Origin of the sequence: Carnobacterium divergens, assembly GCF_900258435.1 — a bacterium.
GTDB lineage: Bacteria > Bacillota > Bacilli > Lactobacillales > Carnobacteriaceae > Carnobacterium > Carnobacterium divergens_A.
This window is the reverse complement of record NZ_LT992558.1, coordinates 1808986-1826995: the sequence shown is the minus strand read 5'-3', so window position 1 is coordinate 1826995 and position 18010 is coordinate 1808986. Positions and strand designations below refer to the sequence as shown.

15 protein-coding genes are annotated in these 18010 nt (G+C 36.4%); 12 read left to right on the top strand and 3 right to left on the bottom strand.

The genetic code is table 11. From position 1 onward, the window contains the following. The first annotated feature begins 31 nt into the window (after positions 1 to 31). From CDIMF43_RS09200 to CDIMF43_RS09175, 6 genes are all read left to right on the top strand, one after another. A complete protein-coding gene (locus CDIMF43_RS09200; RefSeq protein ID WP_109841829.1) occupies positions 32 to 1075 on the top strand; it encodes an aspartate-semialdehyde dehydrogenase in 1044 nt (347 codons plus the stop codon). Between the two features lie 53 nt (positions 1076 to 1128). Beyond that, positions 1129 to 2001 (top strand): 4-hydroxy-tetrahydrodipicolinate synthase, encoded by an 873-nt coding sequence (gene dapA / locus CDIMF43_RS09195; RefSeq protein WP_109841828.1) that lies wholly within the window; start codon positions 1129 to 1131, stop codon positions 1999 to 2001. Positions 2002 to 2038: 37 nt separating this feature from the next. Next, entirely contained in the window at positions 2039 to 3721 is a 1683-nt protein-coding gene (locus tag CDIMF43_RS09190; RefSeq protein WP_109841827.1) for a ribonuclease J, read from the top strand. A gap of 150 nt (positions 3722 to 3871) precedes the next feature. Beyond that, a complete protein-coding gene (locus CDIMF43_RS09185; protein ID WP_109841826.1) occupies positions 3872 to 5194 on the top strand; it encodes an immunoglobulin-like domain-containing protein in 1323 nt (440 codons plus the stop codon). Positions 5195 to 5385: 191 nt separating this feature from the next. Then, entirely contained in the window at positions 5386 to 6234 is an 849-nt protein-coding gene (locus CDIMF43_RS09180; RefSeq protein WP_109841825.1) for a sialate O-acetylesterase, read from the top strand. Positions 6235 to 6249: 15 nt separating this feature from the next. Next, a complete protein-coding gene (locus CDIMF43_RS09175; RefSeq protein ID WP_109841824.1) occupies positions 6250 to 6780 on the top strand; it encodes a PadR family transcriptional regulator in 531 nt (176 codons plus the stop codon). A 61-nt stretch (positions 6781 to 6841) separates the two neighbouring features. On the opposite strand, the gene CDIMF43_RS09170 is transcribed toward CDIMF43_RS09175, so the two are convergent. The 3 genes from CDIMF43_RS09170 to CDIMF43_RS09160 are packed head-to-tail and all read right to left on the bottom strand — an operon-like array spanning position 6842 to position 9777. Continuing rightward, positions 6842 to 7729, bottom strand: a complete 888-nt coding sequence (locus CDIMF43_RS09170; RefSeq protein ID WP_109841823.1) for a glycine betaine ABC transporter substrate-binding protein — start codon at positions 7727 to 7729, stop codon at positions 6842 to 6844. A 13-nt stretch (positions 7730 to 7742) separates the two neighbouring features. After that, positions 7743 to 8591 (bottom strand): ABC transporter permease, encoded by an 849-nt coding sequence (locus CDIMF43_RS09165; RefSeq protein WP_074402564.1) that lies wholly within the window; start codon positions 8589 to 8591, stop codon positions 7743 to 7745. Further along, complete coding sequence (locus CDIMF43_RS09160; RefSeq protein ID WP_074402565.1) at positions 8584 to 9777, bottom strand: quaternary amine ABC transporter ATP-binding protein; 1194 nt, start codon at positions 9775 to 9777, stop codon at positions 8584 to 8586. The genes CDIMF43_RS09165 and CDIMF43_RS09160 overlap by 8 nt, the downstream gene beginning before the upstream one ends. 426 nt (positions 9778 to 10203) lie before the next feature. Between CDIMF43_RS09160 and CDIMF43_RS09155 the strand changes: the two genes are divergently transcribed. The 6 genes from CDIMF43_RS09155 to CDIMF43_RS09130 all read left to right on the top strand — a co-directional run bounded on the left by CDIMF43_RS09155 (position 10204) and on the right by CDIMF43_RS09130 (position 17993). Then, entirely contained in the window at positions 10204 to 10866 is a 663-nt protein-coding gene (locus CDIMF43_RS09155) for an HD domain-containing protein (RefSeq protein ID WP_074402566.1), read from the top strand. A gap of 342 nt (positions 10867 to 11208) precedes the next feature. Further along, positions 11209 to 12678, top strand: a complete 1470-nt coding sequence (locus CDIMF43_RS09150; RefSeq protein ID WP_109842365.1) for a YfcC family protein — start codon at positions 11209 to 11211, stop codon at positions 12676 to 12678. A gap of 39 nt (positions 12679 to 12717) precedes the next feature. After that, a complete protein-coding gene (locus CDIMF43_RS09145) occupies positions 12718 to 14055 on the top strand; it encodes a M20 family metallopeptidase (RefSeq protein WP_109841822.1) in 1338 nt (445 codons plus the stop codon). A 112-nt stretch (positions 14056 to 14167) separates the two neighbouring features. Continuing rightward, positions 14168 to 14647 (top strand): GNAT family N-acetyltransferase, encoded by a 480-nt coding sequence (locus tag CDIMF43_RS09140; protein WP_034569361.1) that lies wholly within the window; start codon positions 14168 to 14170, stop codon positions 14645 to 14647. Positions 14648 to 14784: 137 nt separating this feature from the next. Then, positions 14785 to 16830: a heavy metal translocating P-type ATPase gene (locus CDIMF43_RS09135; protein ID WP_109841821.1), complete on the top strand. Its 2046-nt coding sequence runs from the start codon at positions 14785 to 14787 to the stop codon at positions 16828 to 16830. A gap of 137 nt (positions 16831 to 16967) precedes the next feature. Continuing rightward, complete coding sequence (locus CDIMF43_RS09130; RefSeq protein ID WP_034569364.1) at positions 16968 to 17993, top strand: nucleoid-associated protein; 1026 nt, start codon at positions 16968 to 16970, stop codon at positions 17991 to 17993. The last annotated feature ends 17 nt before the right edge of the window (positions 17994 to 18010 follow it).

Here is an 18010-nt window from a genome sequence, read left to right as displayed (position 1 = left end):
ACTATAAACAAAAAAATAGGGAGTTGTCTGTATGAGTGGATATCATATTGCGATTGTAGGTGCAACTGGAGCCGTTGGTTCAAAAATGATGGAAATGTTAGAAGAAGCAACTTTTCCAATTGAAAGTGTAACATTACTAGCATCAAAAAGATCTGCTGGAAAAGTAAAGAACTTTAAAGGAACGGAATTAGTCATTGAAGAAACAACGCCGGACTCTTTTGAAGGCATTGATATTGCATTATTTAGTGCAGGTGGAGGCATCTCAAAACAATTTGCCCCAGAAGCAGTGAAGCGTGGAGCAGTAGTGATTGATAATACAAGTGCTTATCGAATGGATTTAAACGTGCCTCTAGTTGTGCCAGAAGTGAATGAAGAAGCGTTAAGAACCCATCAAGGAATTATAGCAAATCCAAATTGTTCAACGATTCAAATGATGGTAGCGTTAGAACCTATTCGCAAAAAATACGGTTTAAAAAGAATTATTGTCTCTACTTATCAAGCTGTTAGTGGAGCAGGAATTTCAGCTATCAAAGAAATGGAAGACCAAGCGCAACACATGTTAAACAAAGAAGGTTATGAAGCCAATATTTTACCTTGTAGTGGCGATCAAAAACATTTTCCAATCGCCTTTAATGCATTGCCTCAAATCGATGTCTTTAGTGACGCGGGTTATACCTACGAAGAGTGGAAAATGATGAATGAAACGAAAAAAATTATGGCAGACGAAACGATTAAAGTTGCTGCTACTTGTGTTCGTATTCCTGTTGTTTCAGGACATTCTGAATCGATTTATTTTGAAGTAGAGGATGAATTAGCAACAGTTTTTGGAATTCAACAAGAACTCACAACGGCTCCTGGTGTGGTTTTACAAGATGATCCAGACACGCAAACTTACCCAACGCCATTAACAGCTGTTGGTAAAAAAGAGACATTTGTAGGCAGAATCCGTAAAGATTTAGATGAAGACAAAGGCTTCCATATGTGGGTTGTATCAGATAACTTACTAAAAGGTGCTGCTTGGAATTCAATCCAAATCGCTGAAAGTTTACACAAACTTGATTTAGTTAAAGTTTAAAGTAAAGATGTAAGAAAAGGGAACTCGTTAACGGAAAGAAAGGATGATTGATTTTGGAAATCAAAACGGCGAACATAATGACAGCAATGGTAACTCCATTTGACGATAGAGGAGACATTGACTATGAAAAGACAAAAGCTTTGATAGACTATCTTTTAGCTAATGGTACCCAAGGTCTAGTCGTTGGTGGCACTACAGGAGAATCTCCTACGTTAACTCATGATGAAAAATTGACACTTTATCAAAAAACAGTTGAATTTGTGGCAGGACGCGTGCCAATTATTGCTGGAACGGGTTCGAATAATACAGCAGAAACCGTTGCATTTACCGAAGAAGTGTCAAACATAAAAGGCATTGATGCTGCTTTAGTAGTGGTTCCATTTTATAACAAACCAAGTCAAGCAGGGTTATATGAACATTTCAAAGCCGTTGCGAATGCAAGTGACTTGCCAATTATGATGTACAACGTTCCAGGACGAACTGGAATTTCAATGGATGCAAAAACAACGATTCGATTAGCTCAATTTGATTCAATTATTGGGACAAAGGAATGTGCCGGACTTGATGCTATGAGTGAAATTATTGAAGGGGCGCCAGCTGATTTCTTAGTTTATTCTGGAGAAGATAATTTAACGTTTCCTGCTAAATGTATCGGAGCAACAGGAATTATTTCGGTTGCAAGTCATGTCTTAGGAAATGAAATGGCAGAGATGTATCGTTTATTAGAAGAAGGTTTAGTAGCAGATGCAGCAAGAATTCATCGTAACCTTGTTCCTAAAATGAACAGCCTGTTTACCGTTTCGTCCCCAGCGCCCGTTAAAGCGAGTTTAAATCAGTTAGGTATTTCTGTAGGTTCCCTAAGATTGCCGTTAATTCCTTGTACTATGGAAGAAGAGCAAGCTATTTTTAATGCATTAGAAATTTAAAAAGAACAATATAAAAGAAAGTAATAGAGGTGAAAAAATGAGCGACATTAAAATAATCGCACTTGGCGGTGTTCGTGAAAATGGTAAAAATTTATACATCGTTGAAGTGGAAGAAGAAATATACATCTTAGACTGTGGGCTCATCTACCCTGAAAATGAATTGCTAGGAATTGACGTTGTGATTCCTGATTTTAGTTATTTGGAAGAAAATAGTGACCGTATTGTAGGTGTCTTTTTAACACATGGACATGCCGATGCAATCGGAGCACTTCCTTATTTCTTACAAAAATTCAGTGTTCCTGTTTTTGGAACAGAATTAACGATTGCCTTAGCAAAACTCTTTGTTGAAAAAGATCATATTTCAAAAGGCTTTGACGACTATCATATTATTGACGAAAATACAGAGATTGAATTTGGAAATTCAGTGGTGAGTTTCTTTAAAACAACCCATACGATTCCAGACTCTGTCGGTATTGCTGTTAAAACAGATGAAGGCAGTATCGTTTATACAGGAGACTTTAAATTTGATCAAAGCGCGATTCCAATGTATCAAACCAACTTTGCAAAAATCAGCTCAATTGGCGAGAACAATGTTTTAGCTTTGCTAAGTGATTCCGAAGGTGCTGAAAGTACCGTCGAAAACGCAAGTGACTTGAAAATTGCCGGAGAAGTTTTAGATACCTTTAGAAATACAGAAGGTCGTATTATTGCAGCCTGTGTTGCAAGTAATATCCTAAGAGTTCAACAAGTTTTAAATGCTGCTGAAAAATCAAAACGTAAAGTCTTTATTACCGGTAAAGACTTGGAAGAAATTGTTAAAACAGCAATGAAATTAAATAAAATTGAATTGCCAAGTGATGAGTTAATCGTTCCTGTCAAAGACATCGATAATTATCCAGATAATGAAATTGTCGTACTTGAAACAGGGAACTTAGGCGAACCCATTCAATCCCTACAAAAAATGGCACTTGGCAGACATCGTCAAGTGAACATTAAAGAAGGCGATTTAATTTATATCACAACGACTACGTCAACAGCGATGGAAACGACGGTTGCTAAAACAGAAGACATGATTTACCGCGCGGGTGGTACTGTAAAACAAATTTCAGATAATTTAAAAGCTTCAGGTCACGGATCACAAAAAGATTTACAATTGATGATTAACTTGATGAAGCCCACTTATTTCATTCCAGTTAAAGGACAGTTCCGTTTATTATCAGCTCATGCTGAATTAGCAAATGAAGTTGGGATTCCTCATAAAAACATTTTTATTCCAGGTAAAGGCGATGTTATGGAATATAAAGATGGACGTATGAGAATGGCTGGACAAGTTGAAGCGGGCAATACAATGATTGACGGAATTGGAATTGGCGACATTGGCAATATCGTATTACGCGATCGTAAATTGTTATCCGAAGATGGTATTTTTGTTGCAGTTGTAACGATTAGCCGTAAACAAGGCAAGATTATTTCAGGCCCAGATGTAACAACAAAAGGTTTTGTATATGTAAGAGCCAATGAAGACTTAATTAAAGAAAGCAATGAAATTGTTCGAACAGTTGTTGAAGAAAATTTAAGTCGTAAAGAATTTGAGTGGAGCCGTCTAAAACAAGAGATTAGAGAAGCTCTAAGCAAATATCTATTTGAAAAAACTCGTCGCAGACCAGTTATTTTACCAATTATTATGGAATCAAGCTACCGTAATAAAAAAAGAAAATAAGTCAAAAAAACACTAATTTAATTGAATTAGTGTTTTTTTTTGTCTTTTTTGAGCATTAAATTATTATTAAATAACAAAAAGAGGTATTATATAACAAAGAGAATATGGTCTGTTTAAATAAAAAAATAATGGAAATGGAAGGTGTTGGATATGCCTTATCAAACTGCTTTACTCTTACTTACAAGTTGTTCAATTTCAGTTGGAGGTCTAGGTTTATTTGTAAATAAAGAATTAACCAATCCTGAAATACTTTCAAATGCTATCCAAGCCCCTTACCATCAAAAATTAAACTTGAACAAAATAAAAATTGAACATTCACAAAAAAATCTAAAATTGAGTGTTGTAAAAGGAACCGTTAATACGAATAAAATAGGCGATTACAAAGTAACTGTTGCTTTGAAAGAATCCGGAAAAACGATTGATGAAGAGGTAGTTACTATTCTTGTAAAAGATGAAACACCACCAGTAATTAGTGCTAAAGATTCTTATGAAGTAGAAGTTCATCAGCCTTTTCAACTAGGAAAAAAAATTACTATTACAGATAACTTGGATGGAGACATTACGAATGTATCGACAATATCTGATTATCAAATAGATAAAATAGGTGTCAATCATGTAACGATTTCAGCAAATGACGAAAGCGGAAATAAAATTAATAAAATAACAGAAATAAAAGTAGTTGATAAAATCCCTCCAGTCTTGAGTGCAGAAGATAAAATAACGAATATAGGTGAATCGATAGACGTAATGACATTAGTGACTGCAAAAGATAATTACGATGGCGATTTAACTAGTAAGGTCACTGAGACAGGAAAAGTTGATTGGAATAAAGTAGGCAAATATCCTGTGAATTATGAAGTGAAAGATCAATCAGGCAATCAAACAATTCTGACTAAAACAGTAACAGTAAAAGATAAAGCTCCTAAAATTAAAGAACCGCAAGCAACGATTACTCAAACAAAAGAAAATCAAGCTACTAGCCATTCTTCAAGTCAAGTCAACCAAAAGGAGGACAGTGAATCAACACCATCACCAGTTCCTCAAGAAGGACAATATCAACCAAAAACAGTGAATTTAATGGGTGAATCAATTCATTATGAAAATGCTGGACAAAGTGGGGGACAAAATTATATCGATACGAATTCGGCAAATGCATCAACTTGGGGTGGCGCTGCGGTACAATCAGGAACAGATGGATTAAATACCCATATTATCGGTCATAACCCAGGAGCTTTTTCAGGAATTTGGAATTTAGGGGTTGGAAGTATCATCATAGTTACGGATGCTGCTAATCATCCAACAGCCTATCATATTCAGCGTATCTATCAAGTGACACAAAACGCCGTTGGAATAGTTGATGGTGTTAATTATTGGGATCGAATGATTGGAACTGGGGGAGGGGAACGAATTACTCTTCAAACCTGTGAGAATAGTAGTGGGAGTGTAGACTGGGTGATTGAGGCCTCTGCTTAAAAGCAGCAAAAAAGATGACTAAGTATAAAAGACTTCAGAATGAATATAAATTTATCCATTCTGAAGTTTTTTGATTAAAATAAAGAAAGAATAAACGTTTAGAACTTGATTTATAGTCTAATTAGACTATAATGGCGAAGAAGGTCTAATTAGACTATATTTATCTAATGATTGAAAGAAGGAATGAACTAATGATACACTCATTTTTAATGTTGGGACAATCCAATATGGCTGGACGAGGCTTTATCAAAGAGGTACAACCTATTTATAACGAAAGAATCCAAATGCTTCGTAATGGACGTTGGCAAATGATGACTGAGCCAATTAACTATGATCGTCCTGTTGCTGGAGTTGGATTAGCAGCTTCATTCGCTGAAGCTTGGTGTGAGAAGAATAAAGAAGATCAACTAGGTTTAATTCCTTGCGCTGAAGGCGGCAGTATAATAGACGAATGGCATCCAGATGGAATACTATTTCGTCATGCCATTAGCCAAGCAAAATTTGCGATGGAAAATAGTCAATTAACAGGAATCCTTTGGCACCAAGGAGAAAGCGATAGCACTCCAGAGCGTTTTTCAGATTATTATGAAAAGTTATTGCATGTTATCAAAGCATTTAGAACAGAGCTTAATGCTCCTAATCTGCCATTAATGATTGGCGGCATGCCTGATTTTTTAGGGGAGAGTGGTTTTGGAATTAGTTGTACTGAACACCAAGCTGTCAATCAAGCCTTGCAAAAAGTTGCTTTTGAGCAGGAAGAATGTTACTTTGTGACTGCAAAAGAACTGACAGCAAATCCTGATGGAATTCATATCAACGCTCTTTCACAACGTCGCTTTGGTTTACGTTACTTTGAGGCCTTTGCCAACAAGCAACATGTAATGGAACCTCTAGAAAATGAAGAATGGCTATTAGAAAATTTAAGTAAAAGAAGCTACACACAAGGGGAAAAAATCTATCTAGCAAGTATGGAAATGGCGTTAGGAGCGATTAGTTATCCTGAATTTGAAGAAAAATTTGGAACTCTTTTCCAAGATTAAGAGGAGGAGCTACCTTTGATTCCATTAATTATCTTAGGTCTATTAAAACAAAATCCAGGTTCGTATGGTTATGAACTTTTAGCACTTATGGATTTACGCCACTATAAATATATCGTGAACTTTACTAAAGGTTCGTTTTATTATCATTTACAACAAATGGAAGAAAAAGGACTTATTAATAGGATTGAAGCGATAGCCTCAGAAAATACGCGTGAGGCTCAGCACTACGTAATTACTGAATTAGGCGAGAAAGAATTTGAAAAACTAATGCATAAGTACGGAACAAAAACCGATTATGTTAAACTATCATTTTTTGGTGCGATGCTATTTGTTGAGGAATATCCTAGCGAAAAGTTTGAAGAAATTGTAAAAGAGCAACTAACTGAAACAAAGAACAGAATTAATTTATTAGAACAGTCACTTACAACCCAGCAGGAGTTGCCAACCTATTTTAGAAAGATGCTAGAAAATTCTAGGTCTCATCATATGGTGAATTTAGAATGGTTTGAAGAGATGTTGGCTAATGAAAAAATAAATGAAAGCTGACTAAATTATACAAAAAAAGCTTGCTGCATTTCAAACTAATTGAAATGCAGCAAGCTTTTTATTATTTTTTTAAATCTTCAATCGAATTGATATTTTCCATATATGTTGGAACAACTAAACCAAGTTGCGCTCCTTCAAGATTGGGTCCTAAGTCATCGACTTTATCTTTATAATCTTTGTAAAAGGCTCCAGAAGTACGTGGCAACCATGCAGCGACCATACCATCTGCAGCATCCGTTGCAACAGATGCCCACATTGGTTGAATTTCCATTGCCTGAATCGTTGTGTCATAGCCTAATTGGTTTAAGACTAGAGCAACCACGTTTGTAGAAGCAATTTCAGAATCCCAAGCAACATAAGTTAATTTTAATTTACGATTGTCAACTTTTGAAACACCTTTTGTCCATTCAGCGACTGCATCAGGATTTGCTTTAATCCATTTTTCAGCAGCTTTTTCAGGATCCATTCCGTTGTTGACATCCAACATCACGTCAGACATCTCTTCAGGGGTCCAGTGGAAGCGATCCAGCACCGTGTAAGCAGAAGGTTCATCTTTTTTTAACCCTTGGCGCACGATCGTATGGATGCTTTCAGCAGTACCGAAAGATTCTTTAGGATCTTTTAAGAATTTTAAATCATATTTAGTAAACATCCAGTGAGGCGTCCAACCTGTTACAACAATTGGTCGCTTGTCTTTGATTGCTTTTTCAAGTGTACTTGTCATGGCAGCAGAAGAGCTTGGTTGCAATTGCCAATTTGTTAATTTGTAATCTTCAATCGCTTTATCCGTTGCAGACATAATACCGCCACCTGCATCGATTCCTGTAATCGTGTAATTGATTTGTTCACCAAGTGGTTTTTTTGCATCATAAGGTTCAAGACCAGTAGCACAACTACTTAATAGAATCAAAAAGGAGGCAGCTAATAATAGCGTCATTAATTTTTTCATCATTGATTCCTCCTTAGCGAGTTCGTTTATCTTTTGTAAATGCTTGAGTCAAACGGTCTAAAATGATAGCTAAAATAACGATTGCTAAACCAGCAGTAAATCCGTTACCAGCGTCATTACGACCAACAGCAAAGTAAACTTTTGTTCCAAGTCCCATTGTTCCAATCATGGAAGCAATAACAACCATTGAAAGAGCTAGCATGATACTTTGGTTAATCCCAGCCATAATAGTTGATTTGGCAATTGGCAACTCGACTTTAAAGAGTTTTTGCCAACCAGTAGATCCGAAGGAATCGGCAGCTTCATCTAATTCAGTTGGAACACTGCGAATACCTAGATTTGTCATACGAACAGTTGGAGGCATTGCAAAAATAACAGAAGCAACAACCCCAGGCACCATTCCAATACCAAAGAAGGCAACAGCAGGAATCAAATAAACGAAAGCTGGCATTGTTTGCATAAAGTCAAGAATCGGACGGATGATTTTTTCAGCAATTTTGCTTTTTGACATCCAAATACCAAGAGGTACGCCGATTACTAAGGCAACAAAACTACTCGTTAACACTAATGTTAAGGTTTGAGTCATATCACGCCAAAACCCTAGGTTCCAAATAAACAATAAACCAAAGAGCGAAAAGGCGATGAGGCCCCATTTTTTTCCATTACGGTTAACATAGTAAACGCAGGCTACAACGAGAACAATAAACAGCCAAATTGGTAAAATATCAAAGACCCATTGGAAAACGCTAGCGATGCTTGCGATAATCACAGAGATGATATTAAAGAATCCTTCAAATTTTGTTAAGTTTTCAACGAGCGAGTCAATCCAATCAGCGATTGGAATCATTGGTATATTAGACATGTTGTGGTACCTCATTTCCTGCTAACGCAGCCAGAACAGAACCGCGCACAATTATTCCTTTAAGTTTGTTATTTTCTATAACGGCCATTGGAACAGCCATCGTAGAAACAGTGTCCATCAAATCAGCAATAGGTGTATCTGGTTCAGTTGTTACGATGTCACGGTGAATGATTTCTTCAAGTGACGTTTTCTTTTCATTGATTAAGTCTAAGACTTCTTTAGCATGAACCATTCCAATTAACTCACGATGACGATTGACAACGAAAATACTTGAGATGCTTTCTTCACGCATGCGTTTTAAGGCAACACGAGGGCCATCTTTTTCGATTAAAATAGTAGAAGGGCGAATCATCACATTGCTTGCTGTAAAGACTTTAGAGCGATCTACATCTTCGATAAATTTCTCAACATAGTCGTTTTCAGGACTCGTTAAGATATCTTCAGGAGTACCCGTTTGTACAACAGCACCATCGCGCATAATCATAATACGATCGCCGATTCTTAAGGCTTCATTTAAGTCATGAGTGATAAAAATAATTGTTTTTTGAACAGTACTTTGTAATTCTAGCAATTGATTTTGCATTTCTTTTCGGTTTAATGGATCTAAGGCAGAGAAGGCTTCATCCATCAATAAAATATCTGGGTTATTTGCTAATGCTCTTGCAAGACCAACACGTTGTTGCATTCCACCTGATAATTGGTCGGGGTATTGTTCCCCATAGCCATTTAAGCCAACTAAATCCAACGCTTCATTGGCACGTTGTGTGCGTTCGCTTTTATCAATATTTTGAATTTCTAGGCCGTATTCTGTATTTTTTAAAATGGTACGATTTGGAAACAAACCGAAGTTTTGGAAAACCATACTCATACTTTTACGACGAGTTTCGCGTAAAGTTTTTTTATCCATATTGACTAAGTCAACATCATCTAAATAAATATCGCCAGATGTTGGTTCAATCAGACGATTTAGCAGACGAATCAAGGTTGATTTCCCACTACCTGACAAGCCCATAATTACAAAAATCTCGCCTTCTTCAACGTTGAAACTTACGTTATCAACCCCGATAGTAGCGCCTGTTTCTTTTAAGATGTCTTTCTTAGACTGACCATCTTTTAACATCGAAAGTGCTTTAGCGCTTTTTTTCCCAAATACTTTGGTAAGATGTTCAACTTTAATTTTTGACAAAACAATTTCCTCCTTTTTTAATCAAACACTGTAGTTTAATTAAAACACGATACGAACAAAATGAAATGACAATGATCTAAAAGACAAGGAAGTATTTCCCTGCAGTAAATCAAAATGATTAAGCTCTTTTTGTTATTTCGGTTTCAATTAATCTGTTTTGTACATTGAAAATGCCCTGATTTAAAAAGCATGTCTATTATTCTAACATTAAATAAAAGAAAATGAAAACTGATTTGTTTTCAAAAAAAGCTTGAAAAGTCGGGTTATCCCCTTCGTAGTAGTCGTTAGAAAGAATTTGAAAAAAATTTTATTTTCACAAAGAGACCGCTTACTTTTAGAAAGAAAAAGTTGTTTTTCTACTATTAAAATTGTATTCTAGAAAGAAAGGATGCTCTTAATAAATAGGTGGGGGTGGAATCAACTTTGATGAATGAACAGAAAAAACAAATTTTAAATAACACCAAAGAGTTTGTTTTTCTAACGCTGAATAACGAAAAAAGTGGACACGATTGGTTTCATATTCAACGAGTTGTAAATTTGACTAAGCAAATTGCACAGCAAGAAATAGGGCAAGTAGATGCCTTTATTTGTGAAATGGCCGCTCTACTTCATGACATACCTGATGAAAAACTAAATCCGACGCCAGAAATCGGGGAACAACGAGTTATAAATTGGTTGGAGAGTCAATCCTTAGCTGCAGTAGATCAAACGGCTATTTTGCAAATAGTCTTAAACCTTTCTTATAAAGGCGGAACCAATAACGTACAGTTAGAAACCATTGAAGGAAAGATTGTCCAAGATGCGGATCGCTTGGATGCAATGGGGGCTATTGGAATAGCAAGAACAATGATTTATTCAGGGAATCATGGCAGACCGATGCATGATCCGGCAAAAAAACCAAGGACGAACCTGACCTTAGCAGAGTATCGCTCTAATGAAGACACGGCCATTATGCATTTTTATGAAAAATTATTAAAATTAAAAGATACGATGAATACAACTACTGGAAAAAAATTAGCGAATGAAAGGCATTTGTTTATGGAAGATTATTTAAAAGAGTTTTTTGCAGAATGGCAAGGAGAAAAATAGAACGACCTCAATTAGCTTGTTTCTATCATTAATATAGAAGCAAGTTTTTTATTTTATAGTGAGAGTGAATAAATATAACGAGTATACATATCAACTGGTTGGACTTAACCAGAAATTGAAAAGCTTTATTCATCAATGACTCAGCTATGAAAATCTGTTAAAACGTTAAAAAAATCAAAAGTAAAGGCTTACAATATGATGGGTTTTTAGTTAGAAAACAAGGTTAATAAACTAGTTATTTCATGGGTTGTGATACAATAAACATGAGTAGAATATGCATACTCATTCAATCAATTCCGAATCATAAAAGGAGGAAGGCAAGTGAATAAGAAGAAATTTACGATGCCCACATCGTACACTGTTTTATTTTTCATTATTGTGGCAATTGCTATTTTAACTTGGTTGATCCCGTCTGGCGCTTATGAAACAACTAAAGCAGGCAATATTATTGCAGGGACCTATCATCAAACGGCTTCTCACCCTCAAGGAATCTGGGATGTTTTTATGGCCCCCATTCGAGGGATGTTAGGCACTGAAACGACACCTGGAGCAATGGAAATTTCATTTTTCATTATTGTGATTGGTGGCTTTTTAGGAGTTATTACAAAAACAGGAGCATTGGACGCGGGAATCAGTTCAGTGGTAAAAAATAATAAAGGACGTGAAAAACGTCTTATTCCCATTTTAATGATTTTATTTGCATTAGGCGGAACGTCATTTGGAATGGCAGAAGAGACAATGGCGTTTTATCCATTGTTGATTCCAGTTATGATTGCCGTCGGATTTGACTCCATTGTAGCGGTTGGAATTGTATTGATTGGCTCGCAAATTGGGTGTTTGGCTTCAACAACAAACCCCTTTGCAACGGGTGTGGCTTCGCAGGCTCTAGGAATTAGTCCAGGAGATGGCATTATTTGGCGGATTCTTTTATTGGTAGTAACCTTGTCTGCAGGCATTATCTATGTGTATCGCTACGCATCAAAAATCGAAAAAAATCCAGAAGCTTCTTTAATGTATCATCAACGTGAAGCCGATTTAGAACATTTTAAAATCAATGAAAATATGGAAAGTATTACCCCAAAACAAAAAAAAGTATTAACTCTTTTTATTTTAACTTTTGTTATTATGATTTTTGGTCTGATTCCGTGGTCATCGATTAATCCAAAATGGACCATTTTCGAAACCTTTAATACGTGGTTAACGAACATTCCATTTCTAGGTGCACTCATCGGGAAAGATATGGCTCCTTTTGGAACATGGTATTTTACAGAAATTACAATGCTGATGTTTTTAATGGCAGTTATTATTGGAATTGTTTATCGTATGAAAGAGGAAGATTTTGTTTCAACTTTTATTAGCGGTGCAGGAGAATTACTAGGGGTCGCTTTAATTTGTGCGATTGCAAGAGGGATTCAAGTGGTAATGAACGACGGAATGATAACAGCGACTGTTTTACATTGGGGCGAACAAGGACTAAGTGGCTTATCTTCTGTTGTCTTTATTGTGCTAACCTTTATTTTCTATATTCCAATGTCTTTCTTAATTCCTTCTACTTCTGGCTTAGCAGCAGCTACAATGGGAATTATTGGACCAATGGGGAATTTTGCAGGTGTGCCAGAGCATTTGGTTGTAACGGCGTATCAAGCAGGTTCAGGTATCGTGAACTTAATTACACCAACGTCAGGGGTTGTCATGGGCGGTTTGGCTTTAGCAAGGGTTGACTTGACGATTTGGTTGAAATTTATGGTAAAATTAATTGTCATCTTGTTTATTTTGACTTGTCTCGTACTAGGCATTGCAGCAGTGATGTAAGTACGAATCTTAAAAAATAATGGAAAGAAGGGCTAAATTGTGAAATCATTTGTTACAAAAGAACACCAAGCAGCTTGTATTGAAACCATTCAAACATTAATTAGTTACCCCTCTTATTTAAGAGAAACGAATACTGATGGCACCTTATTTGGTAAGGACATTCAAAAGGTATTAGAAAAAACATTGGAGATTTGTCAAGATCTAGGGTTTAAAACCTATCTAGATCCAGAAGGTTATTATGGATATGCAGATTATGGAGATGGAAAAGAAATTTTAGCCGTTCTTTGTCATTTAGATGTTGTGCCACCTGGCAATGAAGAGTTATGGGAAACACCAGCATTTGAAGGTGTGATTCGCGATGAGTTTTTATTTGGACGTGGTTCACAAGACGATAAAGGGCCAGCGATGGCTGCTCTTTATGGAATGAAAGCCTTGATTGATGCTGGAGTTGAATTTGATAAACGAATTCGTTTTATCTTTGGAACGGATGAAGAAAACTTATGGCGTTGTATGGATAAATACAATGAAAAAGAAGAAAAAGCAGTCATGGGATTTGCACCAGATGCTGAATTTCCTTTAACATTTGCTGAAAAAGGTTTGTTACAAGTAAAACTAAAAGGCAAAGGATCAAAAGGCGTCGCAGTGGCGTGTGGAGATGCATTAAATGTTGTTCCAGCAGAAGCACGATACAAAGGCCCACTTAAAGAAGCATTGAAATCCGAACTTGAAAAATTAGGGTTTAACTATAAGATGGAAAATGAAACTGTGGTGGTTTTAGGGAAATCCATTCATTCAAAAGATGCAAATCAAGGAATCAATGCCGTTACTCGTTTAGCAATGGCTCTTCAAATGATTACAAAGTCAGAAGCCATTGATTTTATTGCAAATGAAGTCAAGGAAGATGCACGTGGAATCAAGCTATTTGGCGAAGTAGAAGATAACGCTTCTGGTATTTTGACCTTCAACGTTGCTTCTTTAAAAGTAGATGAAAACGAGTCCGTAATTGGTATTGATATTCGCATTCCAGTGACTGTTAACAAAGACGAGATCGTTGCAACACTTACGGAAGTAGCGAAAAAGTATCATCTCAAATATGAAGAATTTGATTATCTAGCGTCACTTTATGTACCGTTAGAATCAACATTAGTTGAAACATTATTAGGCGTATATCGTGATAAAACAGGGGATTTCTCAGATTCGATGACGTCAGGCGGAGCAACTTTTGCTAGAACAATGGATAATTGTGTGGCCTTTGGTGCGGTTTTCCCAGATTCTCCGATTACTTTTCATGAAGCAAATGAAAAAATGTCCTTGCGAGATATCTATGGAGCTATGGACATTTACGCGGAGGCAATTTATCGTTTGGCAGGCAAGTAAACTTTTGAGACTAGAAGATTTTTCTTCTAGTCTTTTTTCATAAAAATTTTCTAATTTAAGGCAACATGATATACTAAAATAAAAGCAATTCGTATGGAGAGAGGTGTAAGGCATGAAAAAGGAAGTTGGCGTTTGGTTAAGGGAAGCACGGGTGAGTGATGGAGAGTTGCTAGCAAGTTATTTCTTAGAAGACAGTCATTTTACTTCGTTGCCAATGGACGCAATGACTCAGACCTTGTATGAAGTTGAAAAGCATCCTATTATGATTTTAAAAGAGGAGGCATTCGTTGGTTTTTTTATTTTGCAGGTTGGTATTGGAGTGGAGCCTTACACTGATAATCCAAATGCCATTTTATTGCGAGCGTATTCCATTGATGATCGCTATCAAGGAAAAGGGTATGGAAAAGAGTCCATGTCTACTTTAAAACCCTTTATTAATGAACACTTTCCACAAGTAAATGAAGTTGTACTTGCTGTTAATCACATGAATATAGGGGCACAGATGCTTTATTTAAAATCAGGATTTTATGATACTAAAAGAAGAATTAACGGTGAATTGGGCGTTCAATTGATCTATTCAATGGATTTATAACAACAAAGGAAACTTGCTGATGATTAGTAGCAAGTTTCTTTTTAAGTTGGATGAATTGACTTTTAATCAAAGGCGCAGTATTGTAAAGATAAATCAAAACGATTACATATGTAGTCGTGAACGAAGGAGGGAGTATTATGGATTCGATGAAGAATCATTCAATGGACTCACACGATATGAAAGGAATGGATCACGAAGAAATGAGCGGAATGGAACATATGGCACACATGGGGAATTTAAAACAAAAATTTTTAGTTTCACTATTGTTAGCTATTCCGATTATCCTATTGTCTCCAATGATGGGGCTGGAATTGCCTTTTCAAATTACGCTTAAAGGATCAGATTGGCTTGTTTTGTTATTAGGAACGATCCTATTTTTCTACGGAGGAAAGCCTTTTTTAAGTGGAGCTAAAATGGAGCTAAAGGCTCATAGTCCGGCAATGATGACGTTAATTGCTTTAGGAATTTCAGTTTCTTACTTTTATAGTGTCTATGCTTTTATCAGCAATCACTTCTTACCAAATCAGCCACATGTTATGGATTTCTTCTGGGAATTGGCCACGTTAATCGTCATTATGTTATTGGGGCACTGGATAGAAATGCGAGCCATTAGCAACGCTGGAGATGCCTTAAAAAAAATGGCGGAATTGTTGCCAAATGAGGCGACGATCGTTGACTCAATTTCTTTAAAGACAAAACAAATTCCCTTATCAGAAGTTGCAATCGGAGATTTGTTGCAAGTGAAGGCAGGCGAAAAAATACCAGCAGATGGAATTGTCGAAGCAGGAACGACTAGTATTAATGAAGCGATGGTTACAGGAGAAGCGAAGTCTGTTAAAAAGCAAGTGAAAGATAAAGTGATTGGCGGTTCGGTTAACGGTGAAGGGACGATCACCATTAGGGTTACTGGAACGGGTGAGTCTGGTTATCTAGCTCAAGTAATGGCTTTAGTTGGTAGTGCAAAAGAAGAAAAATCAGCCGTAGAGTCGCTTTCTGATCGAGTAGCAAAATGGTTGTTTTATGTAGCGCTGAGCGTAGGGATTTTAGCATTTGTAAGTTGGTTGTTTATTACGAAAGAAATCAACACGCCCTTAGAACGAATGGTGACGGTATTGGTGATTGCCTGTCCCCATGCGCTAGGACTAGCAGTTCCTTTAGTTACCGCACGTTCTACGTCACTGGGTGCTAAAAATGGGTTATTGATCCGAAATAAAAATGCACTTGAATCTGCGAAAAAATTGGATGTCATCTTAATGGATAAAACCGGAACTTTAACAGAAGGGGATTTTAGCGTGACTGCAATTGAAAGCTTCAAATCAGACTATTCAAGACTAGATATTTTAAAAATAGCAGGAGCTTTAGAACAAAAATCGAGTCATCCTTTAGCAACGGGTATTTTAAAAAGAGTAGAGGAAGAAAAAGTGAAACTTCCAACAGCTAGTGAAGTTCAAGCGATATCAGGTGTTGGATTATCAGGAACAATCAATCACCAAAATATAAAAATAGTGACCGCATCCTATTTGATGAAACAAAAAGTTGCATTTAATCAAGAACAGTTCAATCAATTAGCTGGGGAGGGAAACTCTGTTAGTTATGTCATGATTGAAGAAACAGTCATAGGGTTAATTGCTCAAGGAGATAAAATCAAAGAAAATGCTTATCAATTTATTAAGGAATTATTGGACAGAGGTATTCAACCAGTAATGTTGACTGGCGATAACCAAGCAGCAGCCAAAATGGTTGCAGACAAAGTTGGAATTCAAACATTCTACGGGAACCTCCTGCCAGAGGAAAAAGAAAAAATGGTGGCAACGTATCAACAAAAAGGGAAAACTGTGATGATGTTAGGGGATGGAGTAAATGACGCCCCTAGCTTAGCCAAGGCAGATGTTGGCATCGCAATTGGTGCAGGAACGGATATTGCGATTGATTCAGCAGATGTGATTTTAGTGAAAAGTGATCCGCTAGATACCCTACATTTTCTATCCTTAGCCAAAAACACCACTAGGAAGATGATTGAAAACCTATGGTGGGGCGCAGGATACAATATTATTGCGATTCCTTTAGCTGCGGGAATTCTAGCTCCAATTGGCATCGTTTTAAGCCCAGCGGTCGGTTCAGTCTTAATGTCATTGAGTACGGTTGTGGTAGCACTTAACGCTTTACTATTAAAGATGGATTAATAAAGCATCAACTTTCTGACAGTTACACTCTGTTGGAAAGTTGATTTTTTTATTGAAGTAGAAGCGAGCTGCAAAGAAATAGAGTATAATAGTTTTGAACCCGAATGGGAATCCAAATGAAATAGGTGTATAACAAAATGATTGATTTTTCTTATGCCAAAATGCGTCAAATAATTGTCCATTTTGTAGGCAATAAAGCCCAAGAGCAAGGGTATGAAATTGCAGATAATATTATTGAAGAACTGGATGAAGAAATGACCGCCGTGTTAAATGAGATTTTTTTATCTCCTTTTAAAAGTGAAACAACAAACCATTTTTCACACTCAACAAGCTTAGATTATAACGAAGCGTACAATTACATTCGTAAAATTTTTAATGAAGAAACTTCTTTTTTTGAAGGGTCGGTTGATTTATTAAAGCAACTGTATGAAGCGTCTAGCCATCCCAATGTCAAATCAGGGGATTTGTGGTTGATTTATTTAAACGAATGCATTATTGAAGGGGAATTAACCGATGCGATTGGCATTTTTAAAGTTGAAAATAAGGAAGTTTTCTTAAAAAACGAATTTAATCAGCAATCGGTTACGATTGGGTATGAAAAAGGAATCACTAAAAAAGACATCGATAAAGCTTGTATTGTGTTTAACCTGCAGGAAAAAGATGGCTACCGCGTTGTTGCATTAGACAATTTAACGAGGGGAGAAAGTGTGTATTGGAAACAACATTTTTTAGGCATTGAAAAAGTCCTAGACGACACGCTATTAGCAGAAAGTTTTGTGAATATCTGTGCGGAATTTGTCAAAAAAGACGATGAAAGCTTAGTTGGAAAATCAACTTTTATTAAAGAAGCGCAAGAATATTTAGAAGTTCAGCCAGAAATCAATTTGGAAGACTTTGCAGATACGCTGGTAGAAGAATCAAAGCAAGAAGAATTTAAGACAGTCGTTGCAAACTATGAAAAAACCCATGCAGTGACGTTTCCTGATAATTTTAAAGTAAATGAGAAAAATAAAGAAGCTTTTTCTAAAAAAGTCAAAAATAAAATCAAAATCAATAACAACATTTCAATTGTTGTAAAAGATGTCAATCAGTTAACGGAAAAGGATATGGTGGAAGGCTTCGATGAAGTGGAAAAACGAAAATACCTTAAAATTTATTATTAGCAGGAAGCAAAAGGAGG